General features: G+C 45.3%; 16 protein-coding genes. All 16 read right to left on the bottom strand.

The window, feature by feature from the left end; genetic code table 11:
- Nucleotides 1-28: 28 nt before the first annotated feature.
- The gene (locus ACN0V2_RS02645; RefSeq protein ID WP_417549238.1) at nt 29-334 is read right to left on the bottom strand and encodes a DUF2818 family protein; all 306 of its coding nucleotides are present in this window, start codon (nt 332-334) and stop codon (nt 29-31) included.
- Between the two features lie 8 nt (nt 335-342).
- Entirely contained in the window at nt 343-1,776 is a 1,434-nt protein-coding gene (gene nuoN, locus ACN0V2_RS02640) for an NADH-quinone oxidoreductase subunit NuoN (protein WP_417549237.1), read from the bottom strand.
- Nucleotides 1,777-1,788: 12 nt separating this feature from the next.
- Nucleotides 1,789-3,309 carry an NADH-quinone oxidoreductase subunit M gene (locus tag ACN0V2_RS02635; protein WP_417549236.1) on the bottom strand — a complete coding sequence of 507 codons (1,521 nt, stop codon included), beginning with the start codon at nt 3,307-3,309 and terminating at the stop codon, nt 1,789-1,791.
- 15 nt (nt 3,310-3,324) lie between these two features.
- Nucleotides 3,325-5,262: an NADH-quinone oxidoreductase subunit L gene (nuoL, locus tag ACN0V2_RS02630; protein ID WP_417549235.1), complete on the bottom strand. Its 1,938-nt coding sequence runs from the start codon at nt 5,260-5,262 to the stop codon at nt 3,325-3,327.
- Nucleotides 5,263-5,266: 4 nt separating this feature from the next.
- On the bottom strand, nt 5,267-5,572 hold the full coding sequence (nuoK, locus tag ACN0V2_RS02625; protein WP_417549234.1) for an NADH-quinone oxidoreductase subunit NuoK: 306 nt from the start codon (nt 5,570-5,572) through the stop codon (nt 5,267-5,269).
- Nucleotides 5,569-6,177, bottom strand: a complete 609-nt coding sequence (locus ACN0V2_RS02620) for an NADH-quinone oxidoreductase subunit J (RefSeq protein WP_417549233.1) — start codon at nt 6,175-6,177, stop codon at nt 5,569-5,571. Before ACN0V2_RS02620 ends, nuoK begins: the two co-directional genes overlap by 4 nt.
- Before the next feature lie 11 nt (nt 6,178-6,188).
- Nucleotides 6,189-6,680, bottom strand: coding sequence for an NADH-quinone oxidoreductase subunit NuoI (gene nuoI, locus ACN0V2_RS02615; protein WP_292353716.1), 492 nt, complete (start codon nt 6,678-6,680; stop codon nt 6,189-6,191).
- Complete coding sequence (nuoH, locus tag ACN0V2_RS02610; RefSeq protein ID WP_417549232.1) at nt 6,677-7,729, bottom strand: NADH-quinone oxidoreductase subunit NuoH; 1,053 nt, start codon at nt 7,727-7,729, stop codon at nt 6,677-6,679. Before nuoH ends, nuoI begins: the two co-directional genes overlap by 4 nt.
- Nucleotides 7,722-10,085 carry an NADH-quinone oxidoreductase subunit NuoG gene (gene nuoG / locus ACN0V2_RS02605; RefSeq protein ID WP_417549231.1) on the bottom strand — a complete coding sequence of 788 codons (2,364 nt, stop codon included), beginning with the start codon at nt 10,083-10,085 and terminating at the stop codon, nt 7,722-7,724. Before nuoG ends, nuoH begins: the two co-directional genes overlap by 8 nt.
- The gene (gene nuoF, locus ACN0V2_RS02600; protein WP_417549260.1) at nt 10,078-11,376 is read right to left on the bottom strand and encodes an NADH-quinone oxidoreductase subunit NuoF; all 1,299 of its coding nucleotides are present in this window, start codon (nt 11,374-11,376) and stop codon (nt 10,078-10,080) included. Before nuoF ends, nuoG begins: the two co-directional genes overlap by 8 nt.
- Nucleotides 11,376-11,888, bottom strand: a complete 513-nt coding sequence (gene nuoE, locus ACN0V2_RS02595; protein ID WP_417549230.1) for an NADH-quinone oxidoreductase subunit NuoE — start codon at nt 11,886-11,888, stop codon at nt 11,376-11,378. The genes nuoF and nuoE overlap by 1 nt, the downstream gene beginning before the upstream one ends.
- The gene (locus ACN0V2_RS02590) at nt 11,885-13,138 is read right to left on the bottom strand and encodes an NADH-quinone oxidoreductase subunit D (RefSeq protein ID WP_417549229.1); all 1,254 of its coding nucleotides are present in this window, start codon (nt 13,136-13,138) and stop codon (nt 11,885-11,887) included. The genes nuoE and ACN0V2_RS02590 overlap by 4 nt, the downstream gene beginning before the upstream one ends.
- Nucleotides 13,138-13,806: an NADH-quinone oxidoreductase subunit C gene (locus ACN0V2_RS02585; RefSeq protein ID WP_417549228.1), complete on the bottom strand. Its 669-nt coding sequence runs from the start codon at nt 13,804-13,806 to the stop codon at nt 13,138-13,140. Before ACN0V2_RS02585 ends, ACN0V2_RS02590 begins: the two co-directional genes overlap by 1 nt.
- A gap of 9 nt (nt 13,807-13,815) precedes the next feature.
- Entirely contained in the window at nt 13,816-14,304 is a 489-nt protein-coding gene (locus ACN0V2_RS02580; RefSeq protein ID WP_417549227.1) for a NuoB/complex I 20 kDa subunit family protein, read from the bottom strand.
- Nucleotides 14,295-14,651, bottom strand: coding sequence for an NADH-quinone oxidoreductase subunit A (ndhC, locus tag ACN0V2_RS02575; protein WP_417549226.1), 357 nt, complete (start codon nt 14,649-14,651; stop codon nt 14,295-14,297). Before ndhC ends, ACN0V2_RS02580 begins: the two co-directional genes overlap by 10 nt.
- Nucleotides 14,652-14,986: 335 nt before the next feature.
- Nucleotides 14,987-16,918, bottom strand: a complete 1,932-nt coding sequence (locus ACN0V2_RS02570; protein WP_417549225.1) for a putative bifunctional diguanylate cyclase/phosphodiesterase — start codon at nt 16,916-16,918, stop codon at nt 14,987-14,989.
- Nucleotides 16,919-17,096 lie beyond the last annotated feature (178 nt).

The following is a 17,096-nucleotide window of genomic DNA, read 5'->3' as shown; positions in this document are numbered from 1 at the left end:
GCACCCGATGGGCGCATTTTTGCGATTTTTAACGTAGCTTTTTCTGTAAAGGTAACCATTGATGTCGATACACCACACCAGGAGTGGCAAATACCAAGAATAAGCTCAAGGTGGTGACAAAAAATTCCCACTGTTGTGGATAAATATTACCGGCAAACTGTTGCTCAAAAGCAATAGTCACTAACAAGGCTACAAAATAATATACCCCCACCTCAAACAGTCTCAGCCAGGCATTTTTGCCATTTTTTAACGGTATAAACAAAAACAGGCGTGAATTTAACCAAGGTAGATTCGCCAGTACAACCATAATGAACAGCATTAACCAAATCGACATCGTAAAACCTAACTAAATATTCTGGCGCATAGCGCAAATAAACTTCCCGGAAATAAACCGAGTAACAGTATCGCTAATACATTGCCACTAAGCAGATACTGCATTGAGGTGCTAGCTGCGATATGCGGCTTTTCTGTGGCCGTGTCAAAGAACATGACCTTGACCACTCGCAAATAATAATACGCACCAATAACTGACATCACTACCGCAATAATAGCAACGGCGAGTAAGTTAACATCGACGACTGATTTAATCACGCCTAATTTCGCATAGAAACCAGCCAGTGGTGGAATACCCGCCATGGAAAACATCAGTAACAGCATCATCAACGCATGCCAGGGGTGGCGTTGCCCCAGACCTTTAAAGTCTTCTATCTCTTCAGCTTCAAAGCCCTCACGACTCAGCAGCAGAATCATACCAAAACTGCCTAATGTCATCAGTGCATAGACCAGGGTGTAAAACAATGCTGCAGCATAGCCTGCCTGGGTTCCGGCTAAAACACCTAATAATAAAAAACCAACGTGCGAAATGGTGGAATAGGCCAGCATCCGCTTTAAGTTGCTCTGTGCAATTGCCAGCAGATTACCCAGGATAATCGACAATATCGCCAGCATGATCAGCATATCGCGCCAGACACTAAGCATATCGCCCATACCTTCCGTCAATATACGTATCAACAACGCAAAAGCCGCTATTTTGGGGGCACTGGCGACAAATAAAGTAATAGCTGTGGGCGCCCCCTGATAGACATCCGGTAACCACATATGAAACGGTACCGCACCAAACTTGAAGCCGATACCAATCACCAAGAATACAATGCCCAGACTCAGCACCGTTTGATTCAATTCTTCAGTGTCTAATGCTACGGCTATGGCCTGTATACCTAATTCACCAGTGACCCCGTAGATAATCGACATACCGTATAACAGCATGCCTGAAGCTAAAGCGCCCAGGATAAAGTATTTCATTCCAGCTTCTGTGGCGGTAAACGAATCACGTTGCATTGCCACCATCGCATATAAACACAGTGACATCAGTTCCAGACCTAAATACAAGGTCAAAAAATGATGTGCCGATACCATCACCAGCATGCCCAGGGTAGCAAACAAGGCCAGTACATAAAATTCGCCCTGCAATAAATTTCGAGCTTGGAGATAGCTGTAGGAATAGCTTAACACCAGCATATTTACCAGACAGATCGCCAGTTTGAGCACATCACTTAGCGGGTCTTTGATATAGGTTTCAGAAAAAGTCAGACCACCCTCACCCATCATCCAGAAAACTGTCAAAAAGGTTATTAACAGGCTCAATTGGCTTAATGCATGTACCAGATTGATTCGACGATTACCGGTAAATGCCACCACCAACAACACGATGCAGCACATTGCCAGCATCAGCATCTCTGGCAAGGCAAACAGCATATTTGGAACCTCAAACGCCATCTGGTGTGTCCTTTAAAGCTTTGACTGAGTGATTTGCAGCAACAGATTATCTACCGAAGCATGCATCACATTTAGTAACGGATCGGGCCATATACCAATCACTAAGACAATGACTGCGAGACTTGCCAACAGCAGCATTTCTCGTGAATTAATATCCTGTAATTTGGCGACTTCATCATTGGCGATCTCGCCAAAAAATACCCGTTTGACCATCCACAAAGTATAAGCCGCGCCCAAAATTAATGTCGTGGCAGCCAAAAAGGCATACCAGAAGTTGGCCTGAAACGCCGCCAGGATCACCATAAACTCACCGACAAAACCGGAAGTACCGGGCAACCCGGCATTGGCCATCGCAAAGAACACGGCCAACGCGGTAAATTTTGGCATGCTGTTGGCGACACCGCCATAGGCACTGATTTCCCGGGTATGCATCCGGTCGTATAACACGCCCACGCTGAGGAACATCGCCGCAGCGATAAAGCCATGCGAAATCATCTGGACCATCGCACCTTCAATCGCCAGCACCTGCCCATTCCCGATACCGATAGTGATTGCCTCATTGGCAGTAATCCGAAATATAATAAACAAGCCCAGGGTGACAAAACCCATATGAGCAATACTTGAATAGGCAATCAGTTTTTTCAAATCTGATTGGGCCAGCGCGACAAAACCGATATAAACAATGGCGATCAACGATAAGCCAATGACCAGCCAGTCCAGCGTCATACTGGCATCCGGGGTAATCGGCAAGGCAAATCGTAACAGACCGTAGCCACCGATTTTCAGCGTGATAGCCGCCAGAATTACCGAGCCACCTGTTGGTGCTTCAACGTGTGCATCAGGTAACCAGGTATGCACTGGCCACATTGGAATTTTCACTGCAAAGGCAATTAAAAATGCCAGGAAAATCCATATCTGTTGAGTCAGGGTCAAGCTGACATCGTGAAAGTCCAGAATCGAAAAACTGCCCGCCTGAAATTGCAGATATAACAGTGCAATCAGCAAAAACACTGAGCCAAAAAAGGTATAGAGGAAAAACTTAATGGTGGCATAGACCCGGTTCGGACCACCCCAGATGCCAATCACCAGAAACAGCGGAATTAGCATTGCTTCAAAAAACAGATAGAACAAAATAGCATCAAGCGCTGCAAAAACGCCCAGCATCAAGCCTTCCATAATCAAAAAAGCAGCCATATATTGAGCTGCTCGATCCTGAATCACCTGCCAGCCAGCAATCACCACCAATACCGTGGAAATTGTGGTCAGGATCATCAACGGCATCGAAAAGCCATCAATGCCAAGGTAATACTCGATATTAAATGTGGCAATCCATGACAGGCGTTCAACAAACTGCATTTGATGGCTGGTGGCATCAAAGCCGATATACAGCAAAAACGACAGCAGCATGGTTGCTACACTGATAATTAAAGCCAATTGACGGGCCAAAACATGATTCTGTTTACAGATCAACAGTAAACCGCCACCGATAATCGGCAACAAAATCAATACACTGAGCAGCGGGAAGTCCATCATCTAATCAGCTTGCTCCTAAACCACAAACCAGGTGAGCAACAGCCACACCCCGATAATCATTACAAAAGCGTAATGGTACAAATAACCGCTCTGCATTTTGCGCCCGACTCTCGAGATTAAGCCCACTGTCCGTGCTGTACCGTTAACCACTAAACCATCAATTAACATTCGGTCACCAACGCGAGAGAACAGCCAACCCAGACCTCGTGAACCACCGGCAAAAACTTTGTCGTTAAAGGCATCAAAGCCATATTTATTTTCCAGAATTTGCCATAGCCACATCAGTCGATGCTGAATTTTGGCGGGCAGATCCGGACGTTTGAGATAGAGAAACCAAGCCGTTACCAAACCGGCCATTGCCAGCCAGAACGGTGCGGTCATCAATCCATGGCTGATAAATTCGATTACCCCATGATAGTGGGCAGTCGCCAACACATCATGCTGTGGCATTACGGTTATCGCATCGCTGAAGAAATTGTCATACACTAAAGTGCCAATCAAATAACCGGCCAATACCGATGGAATCGCCAACAGGATCAACGGCCAGGTAATCACTCCGGGGGATTCATGTGGCGGATGACCGTGCGCATCGAAACGTTCTTTACCATGGAACACCAGAAACAAGAGCCGGAAGCTGTACAGACTGGTAACAAAAACACCGATCATCACTGCCCATAAGGCAAAACTGCTGCCTGGGATGGTCGATTCATGTACCGCCATGATAATGGCATCTTTGGAGAAAAAGCCCGCCAACCCTGGAAAACCAATTAATGCGAGTGTGCCAATCAGACTGGTCCAGTAAGTAATGGGCAGATATTTTTTCAGCCCGCCCATTTGCCGAATATCCTGCTGATGATGCAGGGCCAGAATGACCGAACCGGCCGCAAGAAACAGCAATGCTTTAAAAAATGCGTGGGTGAATAAATGGAAAATAGCTGCGGAGTATGCCGAAACACCCAGTGCCACTGTCATATAGCCCAGCTGAGAGAGTGTCGAATATGCGATTACCCGTTTAATATCATTCTGAATCAGCCCAAGAAAGCCCATAAACAAGGCGGTAATCGCACCAATCACTAGAATAAATGACAATGCAGTTTCAGAATATTCGTATAAAGGTGACATTCTTGCCACCATAAAAATGCCTGCTGTGACCATGGTGGCCGCATGGATCAATGCGGATATCGGCGTTGGACCTTCCATCGAATCCGGTAACCAGACATGTAATGGTACCTGGGCTGATTTACCCATTGCGCCGATAAATAACAGAATGCCAATCACCGTCATTAACGACCAAGCATAATTATCAAATATGGAAATGGTCTGCCCCGCCATAATGGGTGCCTGATTAAATACTTCCAAATAATCCAGACTGCCGGAATACATCAATACCGCAGCGATCCCCAGGAGAAAGCCGAAATCACCCACACGATTGACGAGGAATGCCTTTAGATTGGCGTAAATCGCCGTGGGCTTTTTGTACCAAAATCCGATGAGTAGATATGACACCACGCCAACCGCTTCCCAGCCGAAAAACAGCTGCATGAAGTTATTGGCCATGACCAGCATCAGCATCGAGAAGGTAAACAGCGAGATATAACTGAAAAAACGGCTATAGCCATCATCATCATGCATATAACCAATGGTATAGATATGCACCATCAGCGATACAAAGGTCACCACCGCCATCATCACGGCTGTTAAGGAATCCACCATAAAGCCAACTTCAATACTTAGGCTGCCGACCTGTAACCATTGATACACAGCCTGGTTATAGGTCGCGCCATCCATAACCACCAGCTTCAACACCCAGAGCGATAAAAAGAACGCAATACTGACCCCGGCAATTGCCGCTCGATGTGACCAGTTACGGCCAATCCTACGACCAAAAAAACCAGCAATGATACTGCCCAGTAAGGGGGCTAAAACAATGGTTAGTAACAGCGATTGGGTCATGCCATTAACCCTTTAACCGGTTGAGATCATCAACATTGATAGTGCTGAGATTGCGGAATAACACCACCAGGATTGCCAGGCCAATTGCAGCTTCAGCCGCAGCGACGGTCAGAATAAAAAACACAAATACCTGTCCAGCCACATCCCCGGCGTAATAGGAAAAGGCAATAAAGTTCAGGTTAACCGCCAGCAACATCAATTCAATACACATCAGCAGGATAATGATGTTTTTACGATTGAGAAAAATACCGGCAACAGAAAGGCTGAATAAAATAGCAGCAACAATCAGAAAGTCAGATAAAGCAATCATGGTTTTTCTTTCCCATCCTGGCGTTTCTCTGAGGCCATTTTGACCAGGCGAACGCGGTCTTTACTACGAACTTTGACCTGCTCAGCAGGATCCTGGGTTTTTCGTTTGTTGGGTCTTAAGGTCAGCGTAATGGCTGCAACAATCGCAACCGTAAGGATCACCGAAGCGATCTCAAATGGATAAACATAAATCGTGTACAACAGTCGTCCCAGCGTTTTGGTATTACTTTCATCAGAACCTTCAGGAACCGGCACTTGATCCAAGCCAAAATTCGCCGCACCTAAGACTGCAATTAATTCCAACACAATCAACACGGCGACTAATAAGCCTAACGGCAGATAACGGGTAAAGCCTTCCTTAAGCGCGCTGGTGTCAATGTCCAACATCATAACCACAAATAGGAACAGCACCAGCACCGCCCCAACGTAGACTAGCACCAGACTAATTGCCAGAAACTCAGCTTCCAGCATCAACCAGATGGCTGCACTGGTAAAAAATGCCAATACCAGAAACAATGCTGCACGCACTGGATTTCGTACCGTAATCACCATGGTGGCGGCAAACAGTAAAATGCCAGCAAAAAAATAAAATAGTATTTTTTCCATAAATATCCGGCCTATCGATAAGGCGCATCAGCCTCCCGGTCAGCAGCGATTTCCGTCTCGTATTTATCGCCAATCGCCAGCAACTGCTGTTTGTCCATAATGTTTTCACCACGATTTTCAAAGTGATAGGCAAATACCCGGGTTTCAACTATTGAATCAACGGGACAAGATTCTTCACAAAACCCACAGTAAATACACTTGAATAAATCAATGTCATAGCGCGTGGTTCGGCGTGTGCCGTCTTCACGGGGTTCGGTATCGATGGTAATCGCCAACGCCGGGCAAACCGCTTCACATAATTTGCAGCCAATACAGCGCTCTTCGCCATTGGGATAACGGCGTAACGCATGCAAACCACGGAAACGTGGTGATTGTGGCGTTTGCTCTTCGGGATATTGCACCGTGACCTTGCGCGAAAACAAATGTCGCCCGGTCAAACGTAATCCCTGCACTAACTCCCACAGCAGAAAACTCTTAAAAAAGTGACGAATTGACTCATTCATGGACTTGTCACCTCGACGATGTTGTTAAACCAGGGCCCGATATCAAACACCTGCATGGTCGAAATAATCACCAGCCAAACTAATGTGACTGGTATAAACACTTTCCAGCCGAGACGCATCACCTGATCATAACGATAGCGAGGAAAGGTGGCGCGGATCCATAAATAGATAAACAGAAACATACTGGTTTTCAGTAATAGCCAGACTAATCCCGGCACCCAGGCAAACATCGACTCTAAAACTGGAATACCTTCAAAAGGTGATAACCAGCCGCCCATAAATAACGTAGCGGCAAGGATCGAAATCAAAATCATATCGGCGTATTCAGCCAGGAAAAATATCGCAAATGCCATACCGGAATATTCGACATGGAATCCTGCAACAATTTCGGATTCACCCTCAGCGATATCAAACGGTGCGCGATTGGTTTCCGCCACACCCGAAATAAAATACACCACAAAAAGCGGTAACAACGGCAACCAGTACCAGTACAAAATACCGCCTTGCTGAGCCATAACAATCGCACTCAAATTCAAGCTGCCAGCGGCGATCAATACACCGACCAAGGCAAAGCCCATGGCAATTTCGTAAGAAACTACTTGAGCCGCACTACGCATTGCACCTAAAAATGCATAACGTGAATTGGAGGCCCAACCGGCAATCACAATGCCGTAAACGCCCATCGAAGTGATGGCAAGCACATATAACAAACCGGCATTGATGTCGGCTAAAACCATACCGGCATCAAAAGGTATGACCGCCCAAGCGGCTAAAGCAGGGCCAATTGCTAACACCGGTGCCAACACAAACAGATAGAGATTGGATCGGGTAGGCACGATGATTTCTTTAAGTAATAACTTCAATCCATCGGCAATGGGTTGCAGTAAGCCACGCGGCCCAACACGATTGGGTCCTATGCGCATTTGGATATAGCCAATAACTTTACGCTCGGCCAATGTCAGATAGGCTACCGCCAACATCAATACCGACACAATCAACAAAATCTTGCCGATGTTAGGTAATAAATGTTGTGTCAAGATATCAAGCATCAGCTGTCTCCAGCATGGCTGCTAATTCCACATTGCCAAAGGAGTTGCCTAATCGAGCACTCAATGGTGAGGCCGCAGCCAGATAAACCATGCCTTCGGCAACCTGTTCATCAATCAATACTGTGGCCGATACTGAAAATTCATCCTGCTTAATCTGTACTAGATCACCTTGATGTAAACCGGACTTTTCAGCCTGAGTCGGATGAATCCGCAAGGTATCCATGAACTGGTTTTCGGGTGTTAACTGCAAGGCTTTGCTGTGTCTCACCAGGCTGTCTGTTCGGTAAATCGGTACCTCTGAAATAAGTTGAACACCTTTAAGGTTGTTTATTTCAGTTGGAATGTAAATGGACTTTTTAACAGGAGTCTGTCGGTTCAGCTGATCCTGTAATTCCTGACGAACACCTTCTGAGGAAACAAAGTCAAAACCACTGAACTTTGAAATATTGCCTAGCACCCTTAGAATCTTCCAGCCTGGGCGACTTTCGCCCGGCGGAGCCACCGCACCGGTAAAGGATTGCCATTGATGGTCCAGGCCGACAAAAGTACCGGAGGTTTCGGCAAATGCCGCCAAAGGTAACAATACATCAGCGTATTCACGCAGGCTGTCACATTGAAAATTGTTTATCGCTACCACAAAACCTGCACGTTGCAGTGCTAACTGAGCAGCAGCGGGATCAGCACAGTCAAATTCAGGTTCAATGTTAAATAAAACATAGGCGCGTAACTGCTCTTGCCAGATCGCATTTGCATCCAGGCCATCTTTTTGATCTTGAGATGCATCGCTGTGGGGCAATGCGCCCGCCAAATGTAAAGCCTGACTATTGGCCTCAGGCAGAATCAATAAACGCGCCCCGGTTAACTTACTAATCAGCGCCGCCATGGCACGAATAATCGATGCCTGAGGATGTTGATTGGCCAAAGCACCAACCACAATCAACGGCTGATTGGCATTAGCTAATTGCATCGCAATATTCTGTTCAGTGGCAGAAGCAGCTTTTTCCCGCATCAAATGCTGCCAAGTTTTTGCTGCCACCTCGTCGAGGTGCAACAAGGCTTTAGCGATGCCACTTAATAAAGTAAATAATTGTGTTGAATTGACGACAACCTGACGATCTACTGGCATCAATAAATCAGTTTTGAAGAAATTAATATCACTGACCAGCCCACCAACATTAGCCGATTGACGGATCCGGTGCGCCAGCAAAGGTGCTTCACTACGAATATTACAACCCAATAAAACTATCGCATCACTTTCTTCAATCTCGGCCAAACATATTGGGGTGAACTGCTCATGACCAGCATCGCTGAAATCTTGCTGCCGTAATCGATGATCAATATTTTGGCTGCCAAATGCGCGTAACCATTTCTGAAACAGATAGGCTTCTTCAAGCGTGGCTGTAGGTGAGATCAAACCGGCAATCTGATCAGCACCATTTTTATTTTTAACGTGTTTAAGACCCTCAACGGCAAATTCCAATGCTGTTTGCCAATCCGTGGTCTGCCATTCTCCATTTTGTTTAATCATTGGATTCAACAGGCGATCCGGATGCTTCAAGCCAAGATAACTAAAGCGATCCCGATCTGAAATCCAGCTTTGATTGACGGATTCATTATCTCTGGCCACCACCCGCATCACTTCATTTTGCCGGGTATGAATTTCAACACTTGATCCCACCGCATCGTGCAGAGCAATGGACGGATGCGAGGTCATTTCCCAAGCCCGCGCTTTATAACGGAATGGTTTGGAGGTCAGTGCGCCTACCGGACACAAATCAATGATATTGCCTGACAGTTCAGACGCCAGACTATGCTCAACATAGGTGCCGATTTCCATATGTTCACCACGACCAGTCGCACCTAATTCCTTGATACCGGCAATTTCCTGACCGAACCGCACACAGCGAGTACAGTGAATGCAACGGGTCATATCAGTTTGCACCAGCGGACCGATATCTTTGTCTTTGACAACCCGTTTTTTCTCACTGAAACGACTTATGCCGCTGCCATAGCCCAGCGATAAATCCTGTAATTCACACTCACCGCCCTGATCACAAATCGGGCAGTCCAATGGGTGGTTGATCAGCAGAAACTCCATTACGCCGCGCTGAGCAGCCAGAGCTGTTTCTGATTGAGTAAAGACTTTCATGCCTTCCGCAACTGGAGTGGCGCAGGCGGGTAATGCTTTTCGTGCTTTATCAACTTCGACCAGACACATCCGACAGTTAGCGACTATCGACAGGTTTTTGTGATAACAAAAACGTGGGATATCGATACCGGCCTCATCGGCAGCCTGAATAATCATTTTGGCAGAGTCCACTTTGAGTGGAATGCCATCAATTTCGATATTAACCATAGTTCAACTTCAATTCTGGTTCAGCGACCAGACAACATTTATGATCAATGTGATGTTGGAATTCATCGCGGAAATGTTTAATAAAGCTGATAACCGGCGCGGCGGCAGCATCCCCAAGCGCACAGATAGTATTACCGTTAATATTGTTGGCCACATCCACCAACCGATCCAGATCTTCCTGACGGCCTTGGCCATCTTCAATGCGTTTAATCACGCGATATAACCAGCCCGTACCTTCACGACATGGCGTGCACTGACCACAGGATTCTTCGTAATAAAAATAAGCAATACGTTCTAGCGCTTTGACCATGCAGGTGGTTTCATCCATGACGATTACTGAACCGGCACCCAACATCGAGCCTGCTTTACCAATACCGTCATAACTCATTGCCGTTTGCATCATTACCTCTGCTGGCACCACTGGTGTCGAGCTTCCTCCAGGAATAACTGCTTTCAGTTTATTGCCATTGCGAACGCCACCCGCAAGTTCCAATAATTCGGCAAAGGGCATTCCTAGAGGCACTTCATAATTACCCGGTTTATTAACATGTCCGGTCATGCAGAAAATTTTCTGTCCGCCGTTATTCGGCGTACCCAATTCATGAAACCATTCCGCACCATACTGCAATATCACCGGCACTGAGGCCAGGGTTTCAGTGTTGTTTATGGTGGTTGGTCGACCATACAAACCATAGCCTGCGGGGAAAGGTGGCTTGTAACGCGGCTGACCTTTTTTACCTTCCAGGGATTCCAATAACGCGGTTTCTTCTCCGCAGATATAGGCTCCGGCTCCTGGATGCGAATGCAGCTCAAAATTAAAACCGCTATCGAGAATATTCTTGCCTAGATAGCCGGCTTCACGTGCTTCTATTAACGCTTGCTCAAATCGCTCAATAGGTTCAAAAAATTCGCCACGAATGTAGTTATAACCACGTTGAGCACCAATGGTATAACCGGCGATAATCATGCCTTCAATCAATTGATGCGGGTTGAACCGCATAATGTCGCGATCTTTACAGGTACCAGGCTCGCCTTCGTCGGAATTGCAGACAATGTATTTATCACCGGGCATGCGCCGCGGCATAAAGCTCCATTTCAGGCCAGTCGGAAAACCCGCACCACCGCGTCCACGTAATGCTGAATTTTTAATGGTCTCAATGATGGTTTCCTGGCGGGTTTTCTCACGCAGGATTTTTTCCAGCATCTGATAACCGCCAACACTCCTATAGGATTCCATCGACCAAGGCTGGTCAAGATGCATGGTGCGAAAACAAACCTGATTCAGCTGCATCATTTTACCTCGCCCAATAAAGCATCGACTTTTTCCGGTGTAAGATGCTCGTGATATTGCCGATCCAGCAATAGCATCGGCGCGCCAACACAAGCGCCCAAACACTCTACTTCTTTAAGCGTGAATTTTCCGTCTGCGGTGGTTTGACCGAAACCAATACCCAGTCGCTTTTGTAAATGGTTGGCGATATCTTCAGAACCACAAAGCAGACATGAAATATTGGTACAGACACTAATTTTATGTTTACCCACCGGTTTGAGTTCAAACATCGTATAAAACGTGGCGACCTCAAACACACTGATAGCCGGTATATCCAAATACTCGGCTAACGCACGCATCAAGCCTTCGCTGAGCCAGCCATCATGTGCATCCTGCAGAATATGCAATGCCGGTATGACTGCTGATTGGGCCTGACCGGGAGGATATTTACTGATCCATTTATCCAACTGTTTTCGTAAGGTTTCGTTGAATAATTGATCTCTATGTCCGGTGAGTTGCAATGTTTTCGTCATCGGTCGATCTCCCCGAAAACAATATCCATGGTGCCGATAATTGCCACTACGTCAGCCAGTAAATGGCCTTTGGCCATTTCATTCATTGCCGCCAGATGGGGAAAACCAGGGGCACGGATTTTGACGCGATACGGTTTATTGGCACCATCGGAAACCATGTAAATACCAAACTCGCCTTTAGGATGTTCCACCGCGCTATACACTTCGCCTTCTGGCACACAATAACCTTCGGTGAACAGTTTGAAATGATGAATTAACGCTTCCATATCATCTTTCATATCCGCTCGGCTGGGAGGCGCTATTTTGACGTTATCAACAATCACCGGACCGGGGTTGACCCGCAGCCAATCAATACATTGCTGCATGATTTTGTTCGACTGACGCATCTCTTCGACTCGAACCAGATAACGATCGTAACAGTCGCCCTCTTTGCCCACCGGAATATCAAAATCCAATCGATCATAAACTTCATAGGGTTGCTTACGCCGTAAATCCCACTCCACCCCACTGCCACGTAACATCGGTCCGGTAAATCCGAGTTGTAATGCTCGTTCTGGCGATACCACACCAATGCCGACTGTTCGCTGTTTCCAGATACGATTATCGGTTAGCAATGTTTCATATTCATCGACGCATTTAGGAAATCGCTGACAAAAGTCCTCAATAAAATCGAGCAGGCTGCCTTCGCGGCTTTGATTTAACTTTTTAACTTCGGCATCAGAATGCCATTTGGATTTTTGGTATTGCGGCATGCTGTTGGGTAAATCACGATATACACCACCAGGACGATAGTAGGTGGCATGTAACCGCGCTCCTGAGACTGCTTCGTAACAGTCCATCAAATCTTCACGTTCACGGAAGCAATACAGGAATACGGTCATCGCTCCGATATCCAGACCATGTGCACCGAGCCACATTAAATGATTCAAAACCCGAGTCATTTCATCAAACAATACCCGGATGTACTGTGCTCGGATCGGTGGTTCAACACCCAGCAATTTTTCGATCGCCATCACGTAAGCGTGTTCGTTACACATCATCGACACGTAATCCAACCGATCCATATAACCAATACTCTGGTTATAGGGTTTGGATTCCGCCAGCTTTTCGGTACCCCGGTGCAGCAAGCCAATATGTGGATCAGCGTGCACAATAACCTCACCATCCATCTCTAGAATTAAGCGCAATACGCCATGTGCTGCTGGATGCTGTGGGCCAAAATTCAAGGTGTAATTTTTAATTTCAGCCATTATTTCTTGACCTCAGTTTGAGGTTGTAGATAACGGTTATCATCTCGAATTACTCTTGGGACTAATGTTCTTGGTTCAATACTGACCGGCCGATAAATGACTCGTTTCTGCTCGGGGTCATAAAGCATTTCAACATTACCAATTAAAGGGAAATCTTTGCGAAACGGATGACCAACAAAACCATAGTCAGTAAGAATACGCCGCAGATCCTGGTGACCTTTAAATAGAATGCCGAATAAATCAAAGGCTTCACGTTCATACCAATCTGCCGAATGCCAGATGCTGGTTACTGAATCAATAACAGGAGTTTCAGCGATCAAATCCACTTTTAATCGCAGTCGATTGTTATGTTGAACGGATAATAGGTGATACACCACCGCGTAACGAAAGCCCTCATCGACTTCGTCTATAGCAGAAAATTGTTCGCGGGCCCGACTGAAACCATGCTCGGTCGCCTGCTTGGTTTCCCAACCACTATTGCCGTAGGCAGAATAATCAACCCCACATAAATCAATTAATTGAGTAAAGGCAAACTCATCGCGTAATTCCTTACAAACGGGAATAATCTGCTCCGCTTCAATATGAATCGTTAATTCGCCACGATTAAACTCACATTCCACCAGTTGTTCGGCAAAATGTGTTTCTAGGTTATGTTTAAGCGATTCCATGCAACGACCTTATGCTTGTGGGCTTTTAGCGATGGTATTGGTACGCTGAATTTTTTTCTGTAACTGAATGATCCCATAAAGCAGAGCCTCAGCCGTTGGCGGGCAACCCGGCACATAAATATCCACCGGCACAATACGATCACAACCGCGAACAACTGAATAGGAATAGTGATAATAACCTCCACCATTCGCACAGGAACCCATCGAGATGACCCAACGGGGTTCTGACATTTGGTCATACACCTTCCGTAGTGCGGGGGCCATTTTGTTGACCAAGGTTCCGGCAACGATCATCACATCCGATTGACGTGGACTGGGCCGAAACACCACTCCGAATCTATCTAAATCATATCGTGATGCTCCAGCATGCATCATTTCAACTGCACAGCAAGCCAAGCCAAAAGTCATTGGCCACAACGAACCGGTTCGAGCCCAGTTGATTAACTTATCTGCTGAGGTGGTAACAATGCCTTCGTGGAGAACGCCTTCTATTCCCATTCCAAGGCTCCTTTTTTCCACTCATAGATAAAGCCCACTACTAAAATGCCTAGAAACAGAAACATGGACAGCAAACCAAACACTCCGATTTCATCAAGCACAATGGCCCAGGGGAATAAAAAGGCTATTTCAAGATCGAAAATAATAAACAGGATGGCAACTAGGTAATAACGCACATCGAATTTGCCATGAGTGTCTTCAAAAGGTTCAAAGCCACACTCATAACTAGAGCGTTTTTCGGCATCAGGGCGATGTGGACCGATAATAAAGCCCGCAATCAAAGGCATTACACCGAAGCCGATGCCAATAATGATAAACAACAAAATGGGGAGGTATCCCTCTAACATGTCGCCCTTCCATTCTCTCGAGAGTTAGTGTCTTTGTGACACCTGATAGTTATTATTGTTTTTGAGAAATCAAACTTAATTTGATTAGCACCTGATGGTACACATTAACGTGGTGTATTTGAAGCATGTAATAACAATAATATTACGTTGCAAAATATTGCCTGCATCCAACAATTTTAGGTTCTGAAAACTTTCAATTGTAAGCCTGACTCACTCAAACAAAATACTATTCTTCAGATGATTGATTTATATGTAGTTACCCCAAATAACGAATGTTTTATCAACTCATAAATCACTATAAGTTGACCAGATTTGAAAATATTGTCGTGGTTAACTTAACCTGCTTTTAAACCAAAACGGCTTTTTAACTCATCAGCACTAACTGGTCGACTGTAAAAATATCCCTGCACATAGTCGCATTGCATCGTTTTGAGTGAATTAGCCTGCTTTTCAGTTTCTACCCCCTCAGCCACTACTTTTAATCCCAGAGCATGCGCCATGGCAATACTGGCATTAACCAGTTCCCAATCTGCTGAATCAGTGGTCATTTCATTAATAAAACTGCGATCGATTTTTAATATGGCAAAAGGATAACGCCGCAGATAACTGAGTGAAGAATAGCCAGTACCAAAGTCATCCATCGCCATCTCAATCCCCATGGCTGTAAACGACTGGAATAACTCATCGGTCATCAGGTAGCCGCTAAGTAATACACCCTCGGTTATTTCCAGCTCTAGCGTATTCGGTTGAATTGAATATTGCTGTAATTGTTGTTCTACAAAGCCTAACAAGCCTGGATCACGAAATTGGCAGGGAGAAAGATTGATCGCCATGCGAAAATCCGGTTGCAGTTTTTGCCATTTAGAGGCCATTTGTATGGCGTAATGCATCACAAATTCACCAATCGACACAATCAAACCAGTCTGCTCTGCTACAGGAATAAATTCATCTGGCCCAATGGAGCCTAACTGATCGTTTTGCCAACGTAATAAGGCCTCAGCCCCAATCATATTCCCTGTCGCTAATTCAATTTGAGGTTGATAAAGCAAATAAAACTCGCCACGTTCCAATGCTCCATACATTTGCTGTTCAATCAATAAACGCCGAGCAGCATTACTGTTCATCGATTCTGTGTAATAAACGAATGTATTTCGGCCGTTATTTTTTGCATAAAACATAGCTGCATCAGCTTGTCTCAGTAATTGTGAAGCATTATTTCCATCGTCAGGATGAATTGCCACGCCAATGCTTAACGTCATTGTCAAAGATTGTCCATGCAGGTCAAATGGCAAGCGAAATTCTCGAACCAGGTTTTCCACAATCGGCTTAATTTCTTCAATTGTCTGCAACTCTGCCAACAGCACAATAAACTCATCACCGCTAAGCCGGCCAAGCATATCGCCGTGGTGAATATTTTTTTGAATACGCTGCGCGACCTGAATTAATAAGTTATCCCCGACTTCATGCCCCATTGATTCATTGATTTTTTTAAAATCATCTAAGTCCAGACATAACACACCTACCGGATGATTATTGCGACGCGCCAGCTCTAATATTTGTGATAACCGAGCCATCGACAGGAAACGATTAGGTAAGCTAGTTAACGTATCGTAATGGGCTAAGTGGAGTATTCGTTCTTCTTGATGTTTACGCATTGTAATATCAGAAATAACGGCAATTAATCCCGTTAAGGCACCAGCATCGTCATAAATGTAATCCCAGTTATATTCCAAAATCTTTTGCTGACCATCCCTAGTGATATTGGTCGTTACAAATAACTCCGGCTGTGGTTGATTGGCAACCAAATCATGGAAAAAACGTTTAAACTTTTGCTTTGCGCTCTCGTCTGGTTGGTAATCCCATATTTGAAACCCAATTAATGAATTGGGTTGAACATCGAGAATCTCTTGCTGAGCAAGATTGCTAAAAGTGATTCGCCCATGCAGATCACATTCCTGGATCCCGCACGGGACAGTATCGAAAATCACGTTTAACCTTGACTGACTGTCCTGTAGTGCCGTGATAAGTTTATTTTGCGAACGCCAAAAGCGTTGTACCAGCAGCCAAACCATGATGGTGGTAATCGTGACAAAAAATAAACCTTTGTATGTCTGTAACCGAGATAATAATTGAGCATCGCTGGTTAAACGTTGCATCAGCTGATCGGAAAAGATTATCCACAGATTGGCAAAAAGGGCGTAACTCAATGCGATTCTTAATGGCGAAAAATAACCGGCTATTCGTAACTGATTGAGCCGGTTCTGCATGTGGTTAAGCCTAGTATTGATGACATTAACTCCCTGTTTAATCCCACAGTAACTTACTATGATTTAACTTTGTGACACCATAGCTCGATAAAATATCACTTACACATAATAATTACTTAAACTTAGCCACCCGAATATATTCAAGCACAACATCTCAATCTTAAGATTACTGATGTTA

Source organism: Methylophaga sp. (assembly GCF_048266885.1).
Classification (GTDB): domain Bacteria; phylum Pseudomonadota; class Gammaproteobacteria; order Nitrosococcales; family Methylophagaceae; genus Methylophaga.
Note: the sequence above shows the minus strand (reverse complement) of the source record. Positions and strands in the feature narration are given on the sequence as shown.

Bases quoted from the DNA above. Each gene is read 5' to 3' on its own strand.
- ACN0V2_RS02645 (WP_417549238.1), bottom strand. From the start codon at position 334: ATGTCGATTTGGTTAATGCTGTTCATTATGGTTGTACTGGCGAATCTA.
- nuoN (WP_417549237.1), bottom strand. From the start codon at position 1,776: ATGGCGTTTGAGGTTCCAAATATGCTGTTTGCCTTGCCAGAGATGCTG.
- ACN0V2_RS02635 (WP_417549236.1), bottom strand. From the start codon at position 3,309: ATGATGGACTTCCCGCTGCTCAGTGTATTGATTTTGTTGCCGATTATC.
- nuoL (WP_417549235.1), bottom strand. From the start codon at position 5,262: ATGACCCAATCGCTGTTACTAACCATTGTTTTAGCCCCCTTACTGGGC.
- nuoK (WP_417549234.1), bottom strand. From the start codon at position 5,572: ATGATTGCTTTATCTGACTTTCTGATTGTTGCTGCTATTTTATTCAGC.
- ACN0V2_RS02620 (WP_417549233.1), bottom strand. From the start codon at position 6,177: ATGGAAAAAATACTATTTTATTTTTTTGCTGGCATTTTACTGTTTGCC.
- nuoI (WP_292353716.1), bottom strand. From the start codon at position 6,680: ATGAATGAGTCAATTCGTCACTTTTTTAAGAGTTTTCTGCTGTGGGAG.
- nuoH (WP_417549232.1), bottom strand. From the start codon at position 7,729: ATGCTTGATATCTTGACACAACATTTATTACCTAACATCGGCAAGATT.
- nuoG (WP_417549231.1), bottom strand. From the start codon at position 10,085: ATGGTTAATATCGAAATTGATGGCATTCCACTCAAAGTGGACTCTGCC.
- nuoF (WP_417549260.1), bottom strand. From the start codon at position 11,376: ATGCAGCTGAATCAGGTTTGTTTTCGCACCATGCATCTTGACCAGCCT.
- nuoE (WP_417549230.1), bottom strand. From the start codon at position 11,888: ATGACGAAAACATTGCAACTCACCGGACATAGAGATCAATTATTCAAC.
- ACN0V2_RS02590 (WP_417549229.1), bottom strand. From the start codon at position 13,138: ATGGCTGAAATTAAAAATTACACCTTGAATTTTGGCCCACAGCATCCA.
- ACN0V2_RS02585 (WP_417549228.1), bottom strand. From the start codon at position 13,806: ATGGAATCGCTTAAACATAACCTAGAAACACATTTTGCCGAACAACTG.
- ACN0V2_RS02580 (WP_417549227.1), bottom strand. From the start codon at position 14,304: ATGGGAATAGAAGGCGTTCTCCACGAAGGCATTGTTACCACCTCAGCA.
- ndhC (WP_417549226.1), bottom strand. From the start codon at position 14,651: ATGTTAGAGGGATACCTCCCCATTTTGTTGTTTATCATTATTGGCATC.
- ACN0V2_RS02570 (WP_417549225.1), bottom strand. From the start codon at position 16,918: ATGCAGAACCGGCTCAATCAGTTACGAATAGCCGGTTATTTTTCGCCA.